Here is a 13590-nt window from a genome sequence, read left to right as displayed (position 1 = left end):
AACCGTGACGCGGTAATTTTGGGAAAAGCAAATTACCATGGCAAATATCTTGCACAGAGTAGGAATTAAAACGGCATCCATCGAATCGGTTTACCGCGCATTGACTTCCCGCGACCAGCTCGCCGCCTGGTGGACGACCGACACCAAAGGCGAAGGCGATAAAGTGGGCAATATCGTCGCTTTCCGGTTCAACGCCGATGGGTTCGATATGAAGGTGACCAAGCTGGATGCGCCGCATCATGTGGAATGGGAAGTGGTAGCTGGCCCGGCAGAATGGATAGGCACTACCATCACGTTCGATCTGAAGCAGGACGGCGACTACGTGATCGTGCTGTTCCGGCAGCTGAACTGGAAAGAGCCCGTCGAGTTCATGCATCATTGCAGCACCAAATGGGCCATTTTCCTGCTGAGCCTGAAAGCCCTGATCGAAACCGGCGAAGGCCAGCCTTTCCCGGACGATGTCAAGATCGATAACTGGAATTAAAAAAATCAAGCCACTGCAGTTTTTCGCAGTGGCTTTCTGTTAAACAATGGACGGCGGCGCCCGGGAAAATCTTCCAGCCGGTTATTTCTCCGCCGGCATCCGGTCCACCTGGCTTTTCTTCCGGTTGAAGCGGTACACTACATTTCCGGTATACACGACGCCCTGTTGCACGTAATGCGAATACAGGGAATATTCCGGCGTGTCCATTTCGGCTTCGTAGGTATTGGAGTTGAAGATGTTGTTGACGCTGAAGGAAAGCGAGAGCCGGTCGCCAAAGAAGTCCCTCGACAGGCCGATGTTGGCGCGGTATTGTTCGGCCACGGAAAGCTGTACTTCCCTGCGCTTCCCGCGGTAGGTAAAGCTGCCGTCGATATTCACGACTTTCGGGAAGCGCATGCTGGAGCGCAGGGTCGTGAACCAGGTGGTGGCATCGGCAGCGTAGGTTTTTCCGGCGTATTCACCGCGCTGGTCGAAGGAATACCAGTTTACGTCCCACGACAGGCGCCACCAGCCATAAGGGTTATACGTAGTCGTCATATCGAACCCGTACCGGTTTTCCCGGCCCATGTTCGCGAAGGTGCGCACGAAAGTGCCGTCGGGCTGGGGCTCAATCACCGCATCGAAGTAATTGGTGGTATGCTGGTAATACAGGCCCGGGTTCACGCTGATCTTGCCGAACTTCTTCAGCAGCGCCAGTTCCGCCACGCTGGTATACATGGGGTCGATGTTGGGGTTCCCGCGCTGGAGGAACCTTTGGTCAGACAAGCCCGAGAACGTGTTCAGCTGCCAGAACCGCGGCCGGTTGATCCGCCGGCTGTAGCTCGCCTGCAGGCTCAGCTCGTTCTTAAACCCGTATTGCAAATGAAGCGTGGGGAAGAAGTCGATATACCGCTTGCGCCGGCCGATCGTTCGCTCCCGGTCGCTGATGCCGATGTGCGACAACTCGCTGCGCAGCCCCACGAGGCCTTCCAGCTGTTTCCATTTTGTACCGTACTGGGCGTATGCGGCGTAGATGTTCTCGTCGTAAAACAGCTTGTTGTTGTTGCCCGGCAGCAGTTTCCCGTCCTGCGCGGCGGAATATTCGCTGCGGATGGCGCGCCATTGCCCGCGGACGCCCATGTCCAGCTGGCCCGTCTTCACCGGCAATTTGAAATCGCTTTGCAGGTAGATGTCCTTGCTGCTTTCGATGTCGCGGGTAACGAGGTGGATGGGCGTTGCGGCGGACGACCGCTGCCGGATGTCCTGGTTTTCATCGTCGTTCCAGAAATCGTACTGCATGTAGGTCGTCCATTTTTTACCGGGCTGTTTGAACGTTTTCGTGTAGTTGAGCTCCAGTTCGTTGAAGATCTGCGGTTCACGGTAGCTTTCGAATCGGGTGATGGTACTGTCTTGCGTGCCGTGCTGGTCGAAATACGCGTAATCCATGCGGTTGCGGTCGTTGTTGCGGATCTGGGTGCGATAGTAGCTGGCGGTGAGGGTGTTCTTCTCGTTCAGGTAGAAATCGGTTCCCACGTACAAATTGATGTTGTCTGAATTGGCGTCGGAGCGGTTGGATTGGCGGAGGAGAGTGTATGGGTTTTTATGGATGCGCCCGACGTCTTCCAGGAACAGCAGGGAACGGTCGCGGTACCCGATGTTGGTGAACAGGTTGAAGGTTTTCGTTTTGTAGCTGGCGTTGAGGTTGACGCTGTTGTTTTGCGGACTGGAGATCCCCGCCTGCAGCGAGGCATTGAAGCCCAGCGACGCGTTTTTCTTCAGTACGATGTTGATGATCCCCGCGCTGCCCTGCGATTCGTAAGCCGACGAAGGGTTGGTGACCACCTCGATCTTTTCGATGTTGGCCGCCGGGATTTGTGACAGGCCGTTGTTCTGGGTGAGCATAGACGGTTTCCCGTTGACGAGGATGCGCACATTGGGATTGTCGCGCAGGGATACGTTGCCCTGCATGTCCACATTCACGGATGGTACGTTGTTCAGGATATCGTTGGCGTTGCCGCCCCTCGACAGGATGTCTTTTCCCACGTTGAACACTTTTTTATCCGTTTTCAGATCGATGGAAGATTTTTCGCCCTGTACCTGCACGGTGGAAAGTTGTTGCACGTTGGCAGTGAGGCGTACGTCTCCCAGGTCCATATTCCCCTCCAGCACGACCGTGCGCAAATCCCCGTCGAATTGCAGGGCCCGGGCCTGGAAACTATATTTCCCGGCGGGGAGCATGAGGCGGAAACGGCCGTCTGCCGCGGCGGCGGTGCGGAATTGAAGGGCCGTGTCCTTTTGGGACCGGAGAAGCACGCTGGCGCCGGGAACGGGCGCCTGGTCTGATGCGGAAACCACCTTTCCTTCAAGGGAGAAGGATTGGCTGAAGGATGGGAGGGCGATGGCGAGGCAGTAAATCAGCTGGTATAAGCGCTTCATTTCTCAGGAGTTTCTGCAAATGTGGCACTATCCGCGGGGCGGTTCCGGGCGGGTCGACGAACGGGGGCGCGCAGGCCACAGACAGGGGGATAGGGACGGAAACCGGGGTTTGGCTGCGAAGGGGGCGTTTTCGGGGGCGGTGCGGGCAAATTCGTCGACGGGCGGCGCTGCGAGCCGCGAAGTTTGGTACTTTTGATACCATGCCGTTAATAGAGCGATTCATACAGTTTACCAGCAAATACCGGTTCCTTACCCATTTCACCTATTGGCTGTGCGTGTACATTTTATCGATCGCACGGTATAACACCTATACGAACCCGACGTATACATTTGGCCGGGAGCTGCTGAACAGTTTCTTCTTCATCGGGTTTGCGGCCATCACCTCGTATTTCCTCACGTATTTCTCCCTGCCGCGGTTGCTGGCGGGAAAGCATTACCTGCGCACGTTTTTGATAACCATGTTCGGCCTCTATCTTATCATGGCGTTGTCGAGAACGTTCGTCGTGTATTTCCTGGAGCCGATCATCCGGCCGAAGCCCTTCAGCCAGGAGCCTTTGCTCGAGATCTTCACCGACGTGGACTACCTGTTCTGGAATTACTTCATCCATTCGTTTTCCTTCGCGTTCGTGTTTATTTTCATCAAGCTGCTCAAAGACCAGTATGTGGTGAACAAGCGCGCGCTCGACCTGGAGAAGCAAAAGGCAGACATCGAGCTGAAGGCGCTCAAAGCGCAGCTGAACCCGCATTTCCTGTTCAATACGCTCAATAATATCTATTCCCTGTCCATCCTCCATTCCCCCAAAACTTCACCGGCCATCGCGCGGCTGTCCGAAATCCTGGATACGCTGCTGTACCGTTCGGGCAAGCCTTTCGTGCCGGTTTCGCAGGAGATAGCGTTGTTGCAGAATTACATCGAGCTGGAGAAGCTCCGGTACAACGACCGCCTGGCGGTCTCGTTCGAGCACCGCGTGGCGCAGGATGTGGAGATCGCGCCGCTGATATTGCTGTCGCTCACCGAAAACGCCTTCAAGCACGGCGCGGGAGAAGATGCGGGCTGCCCCGAGATCCGGATTTCGCTGACGCAGGAGAAAAACCAGTTCTTTTTCGAGATCAGCAATACGTTCAGGGAGAAGGTGAACGGGCAGCTGGGCATCGGCCTGGAAAATATCCGCAAGCAGCTGGCGTTGTTGTACCCGGAAACGCATACTTTTGAGATCATGGCAGACCAGCGCGTGTTTACGGCGAAGCTGGGGCTGCGCTTAAACCTGCCCGTGTGAAGATCAAATGCCTTATCGTGGACGACGAGCCCCTGGCCATCGCGCTCCTGGAGAACCATATCGGCCGCCTGAGCGCGCTGGAAGTGGTGGGCACCTGCGCCAACGCCATGCAGGCCGCGCAGGAGCTGCGTGCCAAGCCCGTAGACCTGCTTTTCCTCGATATCAAGATGCCGCAGATCACCGGTATCGAATTCCTCAAAACCCTCCGTCAGCCGCCCGCCGTCATTTTCACGACGGCCTACCGCGAATATGCGCTGGAAGGATATGAGCTGGATATCGTCGATTATCTCCTCAAGCCCATCACGTTCGAACGGTTTTTCAAGGCCGTGGAAAGGTATTATTCGCGCTTTTCCCCAAAAACACCGCCGGTGAGCCCAACGGCGCGGCAACAGCCGGAAGAGGAATACATCGCCATCAAAACCGGTAATAAATACAACCGCATCCCCGTAAACGATATCCTTTATATCGAAAGTGTGAAGGATTATGTGGTGCTCCACCGGGCCGATGGGTCTACCTTCATGGCCAAGTTCAAGATCGGCGATATGGAGATCGAAGTGAAAGACAAACGTTTTTTACGGATCCACCGCTCCTTCATCGTCAACCTCTCCAAAGTCACGGCCTTCACGGCGCAGGACGTGGAAATCGGAAGGCTGGAGCTGCCCATCGGCGCCAACTATCGCGACATCGCCTTCAAAGTCCTTAAAGACGGGCAATAACCCCGTAACAAAAAAAGAAGGGACGAGCCCTTCTTTCCTTACTTTTCCCGGATGCGTTATCAACCTTCCGCCAGCTGGAGCAGCAGCGCTTTCAGCGCGGGGTCCGATGGCCGGGGCGCATCCACCGTCACGATTTTCCCTTCTTTGTCGAAAATCAGGAAACGGGGGATGGCGTTGATCTTGTAGTATTTCGTGAATTCACTGAATCCCTTTGCGTACAATTGAATGCCCGTGAGTTTTTCCTTCTCCACGAACGCTTTCCATTTGGCTTCGTCTTTGGCTTCGTCGCAAGACAGGGAAACGAACGCGATGGCTTTGCTTCTCAGTTCTTCTTCCAGTTTCTGCAGATGCGGGATTTCCTCGCGGCAGGGCATGCACCAGGTGGCCCAGGTGTCTACCAGCACCACTTTCCCTTTCAGGCTGGCAAGCGAAACCGTGTCGCCGTTAACATCGGGATAGGCGAAGTTGTACGCCTTTTCCCCTTTGGCGTAGGAGGCCAGGGCGGATTCGCGGCGGAGATATTTTGCTTTGCTGGAATCGGTGAGAAGGTATTTTTTGAAAGGCGCCACGTCTTCGCGCAGCTTTTCGAGCGACTGGTACCGTTCCAGCCCCTGAACGAGGTAAATGCCTTTCAGCGTATCGTTGCAGAAGAGGTTGAGGGAGTATGAGAGCCGTTCTTCCCGGGTAATTTCGGTCCCGCTGTTCATGTTGCAGTACAGCGAGTAGCGGTCAATCCGGTCGAGCCCGTCGCCCAGTTGCAGGATGCGGGTGTCGCAGAATTTCTTCGGCTGCGGGATGGTTTTGTAGTACGCGGGATACTGTTCTTTGGTGGGATGGACCGACCGCGGCGTGTAGATAAACTGGATGGCGGCGTATTCCACGTCGCTGTCGATCACCATTTTGAGCAGTTCGTTGAACCGTTTATTCGGTGTGTTGACCTGTTTTTTGAACGCCGCCGCTTTGGGAATGAACGCGGTGAGGTTGGTGAAGTACTCGGGATACCCGGTACGGTCGTCCCAGAAAAGGAACGCAGGTACGGCGATGGGGCGGTACATTTGCTGCCATTCGTTCAACGCTTTGTTTTCGGGCGAGTTGCCGGATAGCTCCGTTCCGTTGGGATGGATGTTAAACGTCACCGCGTCGCCGGACTTCAGGTAGAGCCGGCCGGGCAACGATTTTCCGGCATTGTCCGTCACGTAGTAAAAACCTTCTTTTACTTCCGGCAGGGCAAAGGCGTAGTGGTGGCCGGCATCGAGGGTGGTGGAGGCATATTCGGTCATCTGGCCTTCTACCACCTGGAAGAGCTGCACTTTGGATGCGCGCTCTTTATCTACGGTGCCCCGGATGATGGTCAGCGGTTTTTGCGCGAGGGCCTGGAGGCCGGCGCACAACAGGAGGGCGGATAATATGACAGTTTTGTTGGTTTGCATGGTGATGGGTGATTTGAGGCATGACGGCGGGCCTCCCCTGCGGGAGGGCCCTGGCCATCATACCGGGATAAATAGTGGGTTAGTTACCGCTTTTGTAAGCAATGCCGTTGATTTTGCCGAACCCGTTGAAAACGGTCCGGTACGTGTTCCCTTCGAAGTTGCCGGTTACGGCCAGCGGGAAATAATATAGTTTTCCATGGCCGGCTTCGTTGGTAGCGATGCAGATGAGGCGATTATTGTCTGCGTCGTCGAAATCTTTCCAGTTGAAATACATTTTCATGTCGGCCACCTGCGTGCCGGCGGGGAAAGTATAGAGCAGGGTGGAGGTCTGGGCGAGGATGTCGAGCTTGTAGACTTTATTCCCGTTGGAGTAATAGAGGTAAGTCAGCGTTTTGGACATCCGGTAATGATCCGCCCCCAAAAGCCCGGGAACGCCGGTGACGTCGTATTTCGCGACGGCTGGGTTGGAAATGCCGGCATCGAGGACGTAAATAAAAAGGGAGTCGTTGTTATTGTTTTTGAAAAGCAGGTTGTGTACGTCCGTCACGTTTTGTTCCGCATACAGCAGCTTTTTGCCGACGTTGTTCATATTGTACGCATCCGCTGCCGGGTCGAACTGGGGGCAGGGGCTCAGCTCGATGTCGTACGGCCCGGCCCTGAAGAAGCGCTGGGAGATGCGGTCGTAGAAGAATTTGCCTTCGGAGATGGAAAAGATCGGATACGGCTCCATGTAGTAAGGCCCTTCCCCGGCGCCGATGAGCGGCAGGCCGAACGTGTATGGCGGGGGCAGCACGGTGGAGGCGGTATATACCAGCCCGTTGTTGTACATCACCTTGTCTGACCCGCCCAGCAGATAATTCCCTTCCGGTTTGGGCGCGGGCGCGTCGTAGAAGAACTGGTCGAACCGCTTGATCTTCGTAAAGTCGACATAATCTACCTGGACCATGTCTGCCGGCGAAAGGATGTAGATTTCCTGGCCGCGGTACTGGATGATGCTGATTTCCCTTGTGCCTGCGGGTAGTTTTTGCCCTTTGTTGCTGGTGGAGTAGATATTTTTAAAGATCTTCTTCCCGCGGGTAACGAGCCCGATGTCGGTAGTGCCGCCGTTCTCTTCGAGCACCATCCATCCTTCGCCGAACGCGCTTTCCACGCTGATCGAGAACCGTTTTTGAAAGCTGACGCCGGTCTTCTTGTCGGTCACGAAATAATCGAGGTTGTAATTCCCCGGTTTTTCGGAGATCATGGCGGTGAGGTTTTTCCCGGTGCCGAGCTGGCGGCGCTCCAGCGGCGTCCCGTTGGCAGCGTAAAGTACCCATTCATACGTAAGCCCGGCCGCATCGGGCATCGTTTGCTTCAGCTGCACGTTGATCCGGAGCGTATCCTGCTGCAGCACCACCACGGCGCTGGAGTCGCTGGTAATGGAAACCTCGTTGATATCGATGTAGTCGTAATTGCCTTTGTCTTTGTAACATCCTGCCATGGCTATGCCCAGCGAAATGCAACACAGGAGTTTTATATGTTTCAACATCTTGATCGGTTTAAGTCTTTTAGCAAATCATTAAAAAGTGACCGGATTGCCGAACTCGTCGATGAGCGTGCCATGCTCGGCTTCATAAGCCTCCAGCGCGTTCCGGCAGACGGACTCGAAATACTGAAACTGGCCGTAAGGAAGCGCATTGGGCCCGGTTTCGGGGAATTCCGCCCTGCCCGTGACGTCGATGATGAAGCCGTATTTCACCTGGCTGTAGGAGCCGAAGAAGTATTTCAGCCAGCTGTCCCAGTTATTGGGCTTGGTGAGGAAGTCGTTGATCTTGACCAGGTACCGGATCCCCGCGCCGGGATAAGCCCAGTCGCTGCCCCGGGCGTCGTCGATACCGGGCTTGAAGTCTTTCGATTCCCGGATTTCGAGCAGGAGCCGCACTTCCTTCGTTTTTTGCGCCGCGTTCCGGAGCACCCGCACGGGCACGTAAGCCGTGTAAGCCCCTGCAGGCACTTTGGCGGGCAGCACTTCATAATCGGTGCCGGCCACGGCGGTGGTAAGACTGTCTACCGTTCCCCAGGTCACCACCCGGTCGTAATCTTTGGCCGTTCCCATGATCCGGACGGGGATATGAACGGTATCGAACTGCATCGTCTCGCTCTTGATGGCGAAGGAATAAGACAGGCTGTCTTTCTCCGATAGGTTGGGGTCTTTGTAGAAGTAAATCATGTCTGGCTGGACGTATTCCACCAAACCGGTTTTTTCGCAGGCGCACCAGAAAGTGGCGGCAAAGGCGAGCAGACAAGTATATTGAAAGGATCGTTTCATGGTTGAGAAAATTTTAGGTGGACCATCGTTGCTTATTCGAACCGTTTTCCGAATTCGACCTCATCTTCGGGCAGTGGCAGCACGTACACCCTGGTGGCGTCTTTGCTGCTGCCGTCGATCAGCGGGTTGTTGATCCGCTTGAAATAGTAGAACAGCTGGCCTTCGCCGTAGCATTCCTTCTTGTATTCCTTGAGTATTTCGGCCTTCAGCTTGTCTGCCGTGATGTTGGTGTTGAGCTGTGCCAGGCCGCGGTTGTGGCGGACGGTGTTCAGGTACCCCACGCCTTCTTCCGTAGTGGCGGCGCATTCTGCGGCGATGTAATACATTTCGGAAAGCCGGACCATCGGCACGATGTTTTTCAGATAAGTGTTGGTGGCTTCCTGCCAGTATTTGCTGGTGGCGTATCCGCTGCCGATCTGGACGAACGAGTAGTTGAACCGGATGTCGGAGCTGCCGCCGCTCGTGGTTTCGAAAAGCGCCCGGGTTTTGGAAGTGGTGGTGCTGAGCAGGGGCAGGCCGCTGCTGGACTTGGTGTATGCTTCCGCATAGTCTTTCAGCTTGTACACCTGCAACGTGAAGAGGTGCTCGGTGGCGTAGAGGCGGTCGCGGTTGATGGTGGCCGAAGCCCTGGAAGGCTCCACGAAAGGGAACAGCTGTTGGTTGCCGATCACTTCCTGTGCAGCGGCCAGCGCTTTGGGCTTGTCGCCCGCATAGAGGTGGATGCGCGCTTCCAGCCCTTTTACGGCCCAGTAGTTCATGTAATTGCTGGTGGGGTCTTCGCTATAAAGAATATCCACTTCTTTATTGCCGTCCAGCAGCTGTTCCGCTTCGCCGAGGTCTTTGAGGCAATGGGCGATCACATCGTTCACCGGCAGCAAGGGATAAACGCCCACCCCGAAAGTGGTCACGTAAGGGATGGAGGGCTTGTTGCCGTCTACGACAGGTGCGGTGCCGAACAGGCGGAGGAGGTCGAAGTGGAGGTAGGCCCGCAGGGCGAGCGCCTGGCCTTTCACCCGTTCGAAGTTATCGAGGGTGAATTGCTTTTTCTTTTCGTCGATCTGTACGAGGAGGTTGTCCAGGTTGGCGATGCAGGCATAGGTTTCGCTCCAGATGGCGGCGATCCGGGCCTTCACCCTGTCGTCTGCATAATTGTACACGCCGGCCTGTCTGAACGTGTTGCTGGCATTGTCTGACCCGGCGAACGTGATGTTGTAGCACTGCGCCATCACATCGAGGAGCCCGTAAGTCATTTGCTGGCCGTAGAGGTTGCTGCTGCCGAGCTTGAGGTACACGCCGGTGAGCGCGTCCAGGAACCCCTGCTCGTTCTCGAACAGCTCCCTTTGGCGGATCTGGGTTTTGGGGCTTACGTCCAGCCATTTTTTACACCCGGCCGTCATCACGGCGAAAAGGGCGAATATGATGAGTTGCTTGAAATATCTGGGATTCATCGGTCGGCATTTTATTGGTTGATGGAAGTGGTGATGTTGAACGTGAAATTGCGTGCGAAGGGATAATCGAGCCCGCGTTCCATTTTGATGGTCGACCACCGTTTCACTTCATTGGCAATGAAGCCCAGGCGGGTATTGCTGAGCCCCCAGCGCCGGGTAACCCGGTCCGGGACCTGGTAGCCCAGCGAAATGCTGCCCAGGTTCAGGTAGTTGTTATTCTGCACAAAGCGGGAGGTGGCATTGCTGGGCGGGATGAAAATGCCGTTGCTGGCGTATATCAGCCGCTGGAAGTACTTCACGTCGCCGGGCTTCGTCCACCGGCCGAGCAGCAGCCTTCTGTCTACCTGGTACTGCAGGTCTGCGCCTTCCACACGGCTCTGGAGCGTTTGGTTGTACGCCTGTCCGCCAAACTGGAAATCGAAGTAAACGCCGAGCGTAAATCCGTGCAGCGTGATGTTGGTGCCGAAGTTGCCGTTCAGGTCGGGCGTAATATCGCCGGCGATCACCTTGTCTTTAGGGTCCCAGTCATACGTAAGCTTTCCGTCTTTCTTCACATACACCTCGCGGCCGTTGCTGGGATCGATGCCGTTGGAACGTACGGCCCAGATCACATTGGTGCTTTGGCCTTCCTCGAACCGGTATTGCGGTTTCGTTTGCTGGCCTTCATCGTTCTTATCGTTGGTCTCGTTCAGCTTCTTGAGCGAGTTGGAAATGCTCTTAATGTAGTTCCGGTTGTGGTTGCCGTTGACGAAAAAGCTCCAGTAGCGCTGGTTTTTCTCGCTTTTGACGACGAAGAACGTAGCATTGAACTCGTAACCGTTGTTCTGGAGCTTGCCTACGTTTTCCTTGTAGCTGGTTACCCCGTCAGACGGCGGCGTATTGATATCGAGGATGAGGCCGTTGGTATTTTCGCGGTAAATGTTGAAGGTGAGGTTGAGCCGGGTGTTGAACAGGGTGAGGTCGGTACCCAGGTTCTGCTTGACGGTTTGCTGCCAGGCGAGGTTTTCGTTGCCGTAGCCCATGAGCACGGCGCCTACTTTGGACCGGTAGTTCTGGTCCGTGTAATATTTGTAGGACGTGATGCCCATGAAAGGCGGGAACCGGTTATCGCCCGTGGAGCCCATGGAAGCGCGGATGCGCAGCCTGTTCACGACGTCTGACCGGCGGAAGAACTTTTCATTATGGACGTTCCATCCCAAGCCCGCGCTCCAGAACGGCGCAAAGCGCTTGTTGACGCCGAACTGGGAGGAGCCGTCGGCCCGGAAGCTCACATCTGCCAGGAACCTGCTGTCGTACGTATAGTTGAAGTTGCTGAACGCGGATATGCGGCGGGTAACGGCATTGCCGCCGTCGGGTTTCGTATTGGCCGGGTATCCGTTGCCGAAGCCGATGTCGTTCATCCTTTCATTGGGGAACCCCGTCACCGTAACGCCCACGTAATCGCTGTTCGTTTCCGCAATGTTGACGCCGGTGGTATTGTAGAGGTACCCGTTGCCCAGCTGCTTGTTGTAATCCAGCTGCAGAGAGCCGTCGTACGAAAAGAACTGGCTATGCGTTTGGGTGTAGCTGCCTCTTTCGGTAAAATCGTCTTCCTCGTAGAAGGAATTATGCTTGGCGGGCAGGAACTTGTCGCTCTGGTCGGTCTGCTTGTTGATGGCCAGTTTGCCGACGGCCCTGAAAGCATCGCTGATCCGCCATTCCAGGTTGGTCTGGTTGGTGATGCCGGTGTAGGTAGACTGGTCCACGATATGCAGCGTGGCGTTGTACAGCGGGTTCAGGTACGGGGTGGATTTGCTGCCCTGGATGGTATATTGTTCCACGACCTGCAGGGCATTGCCGTTTTCGTCGAAAGGCTCCCAATACGGGTTCATTTGGGAATATTCGCTGAAGGAGCCGTAGTTGGAGTTTTTGGCTTTGTTGAAGGCAACGCTCAGTACGTTTTTGATCAGCAGTCCTTTATGCCGGTAGCTGAGGTTCATGCCGCCGGTGTAATTGTTGCGCCCGCTGTTTTTCATGACGCCGGCGTTGTTGTTGTACCCGAAGTCGATGCCGTAGCGCACATAGTTGTCGCCGCCTTCCAGGTAAATGGAGTGGCGTTGGCCGAACCCGGTGTGGACGGGCTTGGAAAGCCAATAGGTGTTTACGCCGCGTTGCACATTCGTGAGGCGGTTGCTGTACAATTGGCGGTAATACGCGTCCAGTCCGGCCTGGGCGCCGTCGCTGTACCTGCTGTACACGCCCGCGAGGCGCTCCACTTCCAGTTTTTCGGCGGCATTGGTCAGGTCGTACACGGTGAGGTCGGGCGCGGTCACCTGTGCCTGTCCGCTGTAGGATAGGCGGAGCTTTCCGGGTTTGGGCTGCACCGTTTCCACGACGATCACGCCGTTGGCGGCGCGGGAGCCGTAGATAGACGTGGCCGCGGCGTCTTTGAGGATCGTGAAGCTCGCGATGCGGCTCATGTCGAGGTCGTATATTTTCTGGATGCTGACTTCGAAGCCGTCGAGGATGAACAGTGGCTGGTTGGGATTGCTCATGTAGTTAGACGAGAAATCGGCCCCGGAAACGGGCGCTTTGCTGTTGCCGCCCTGGGTGGGGAAGTTGTTGGTGCCGCGCAGGGTGATGGTGGGGAGCCGGTTGGGATCGGAGCCGTATTGCACGTTTTCGGGGATATGAACGGAAGCGTCGAACACTTTGAGCGCCTGCAGCACGTTCAGTCCGTTCACGCTGCGGAGCTGCTGGCCGGAGATGGTGGTCACGGCGCCGGTGAAGCTTTCTTTCGGCCGGTTGTAAATACCGAGGATGACGGTTTCGCCGAGGGATTCCACTTTGGGTGTCAGTGCGATGGTGATGCCGTTGGGCTTGCCGTTCGGGCCGGAGATGAAGCTCCGGGTGAGGAGGGCAGGGGTCACTATTACTTCGCGGGATTCGTAACCGATGAAGGAGACGGTGATGGTTTGGCCGGCCTGCAGTTCCATGTCGAACACGCCGTCCGCGTTGGTGACCCCGGTAATGCCGGTGCCTTTGACCTGGATGGTGGCGCCTGCGAGGGGCTTGCCGTCGGGCCCTGTGATCCGCACCGGTACCGGCGGTGCAGCGAAGGCTGCGAGGCCCGGCGGCATGGCGTACCGCTGTGTCCGCCTGCGGCCGGCGCTTTCAGACAGCGTGATCGTTTTACCCTGGATGATATAATCGAGCTGCTGGTCTTTCAGGACCACGTCCAGCAAAGCCGTTAGTTCCATATCGGTCACTTTCAGGGAAACGGGGCGGGTGCCTTCGAGCATTTCGCGGTTCGTGAAAAGAACGTAACCGGTTTGTGATTCAATGGTGGAAAAAACCTGCCTGAGCGTGAGGTCTTTTCCGGAGATGGAGACGGTTTGGGCCTTCCCGGAGGCAAATACCTGTAAAAGAGCAGCGGTGAGCAAAAAAGCGGTTAGTTTCATAACCAGCAGGATTTTGGTGATAGGGCGTCGCCAGGCCGGCCGCTCGGTTGCCGCGGGCAGGAAGGGACTCGC

At 55.9% G+C, this 13590-nt stretch carries 9 protein-coding genes; 3 read left to right on the top strand and 6 right to left on the bottom strand.

All coding sequences use genetic code 11. The annotated features are described in order from the left end of the window. Nucleotides 1-37 precede the first annotated feature (37 nt). Complete coding sequence (locus ACQKLP_RS17295) at nucleotides 38-484, top strand: SRPBCC family protein (RefSeq protein WP_427324058.1); 447 nt, start codon at nucleotides 38-40, stop codon at nucleotides 482-484. An 81-nt stretch (nucleotides 485-565) separates the two neighbouring features. Here ACQKLP_RS17295 and ACQKLP_RS17290 read toward each other — a convergent pair whose 3' ends face one another. Next, complete coding sequence (locus ACQKLP_RS17290) at nucleotides 566-2899, bottom strand: TonB-dependent receptor domain-containing protein (protein WP_427324056.1); 2334 nt, start codon at nucleotides 2897-2899, stop codon at nucleotides 566-568. Between the two features lie 200 nt (nucleotides 2900-3099). On the opposite strand from ACQKLP_RS17290, the gene ACQKLP_RS17285 reads away from it, so the two are divergent. Together ACQKLP_RS17285 and ACQKLP_RS17280 are read left to right on the top strand one after the other, a co-directional pair. After that, a complete protein-coding gene (locus ACQKLP_RS17285; RefSeq protein WP_427324054.1) occupies nucleotides 3100-4176 on the top strand; it encodes a sensor histidine kinase in 1077 nt (358 codons plus the stop codon). Then, nucleotides 4173-4892, top strand: coding sequence for a LytR/AlgR family response regulator transcription factor (locus ACQKLP_RS17280; RefSeq protein WP_427324052.1), 720 nt, complete (start codon nucleotides 4173-4175; stop codon nucleotides 4890-4892). Before ACQKLP_RS17285 ends, ACQKLP_RS17280 begins: the two co-directional genes overlap by 4 nt. 59 nt (nucleotides 4893-4951) lie before the next feature. Here the strand turns inward: ACQKLP_RS17280 and ACQKLP_RS17275 are convergent, their stop codons facing one another. The 5 genes from ACQKLP_RS17275 to ACQKLP_RS17255 all read right to left on the bottom strand — a co-directional run bounded on the left by ACQKLP_RS17275 (nucleotide 4952) and on the right by ACQKLP_RS17255 (nucleotide 13518). Next, a complete protein-coding gene (locus ACQKLP_RS17275) occupies nucleotides 4952-6322 on the bottom strand; it encodes a TlpA family protein disulfide reductase (RefSeq protein WP_427324050.1) in 1371 nt (456 codons plus the stop codon). A gap of 79 nt (nucleotides 6323-6401) precedes the next feature. Then, nucleotides 6402-7850, bottom strand: coding sequence for a PKD-like family lipoprotein (locus ACQKLP_RS17270; protein ID WP_427324048.1), 1449 nt, complete (start codon nucleotides 7848-7850; stop codon nucleotides 6402-6404). Nucleotides 7851-7880: 30 nt separating this feature from the next. Continuing rightward, a complete protein-coding gene (locus tag ACQKLP_RS17265) occupies nucleotides 7881-8630 on the bottom strand; it encodes a DUF4843 domain-containing protein (protein ID WP_427324046.1) in 750 nt (249 codons plus the stop codon). Between the two features lie 32 nt (nucleotides 8631-8662). Then, nucleotides 8663-10078 (bottom strand): RagB/SusD family nutrient uptake outer membrane protein, encoded by a 1416-nt coding sequence (locus ACQKLP_RS17260; RefSeq protein ID WP_427324045.1) that lies wholly within the window; start codon nucleotides 10076-10078, stop codon nucleotides 8663-8665. Between the two features lie 11 nt (nucleotides 10079-10089). Continuing rightward, nucleotides 10090-13518: a SusC/RagA family TonB-linked outer membrane protein gene (locus tag ACQKLP_RS17255; protein ID WP_427324044.1), complete on the bottom strand. Its 3429-nt coding sequence runs from the start codon at nucleotides 13516-13518 to the stop codon at nucleotides 10090-10092. Nucleotides 13519-13590: the final 72 nt, after the last annotated feature.

The organism is Chitinophaga sp. NPDC101104, from assembly GCF_050277495.1.
Lineage (GTDB): Bacteria > Bacteroidota > Bacteroidia > Chitinophagales > Chitinophagaceae > Chitinophaga.
The sequence above is the reverse complement of the archived record's forward strand: the minus strand, read 5'-3'. Positions and strand labels throughout refer to the sequence as shown.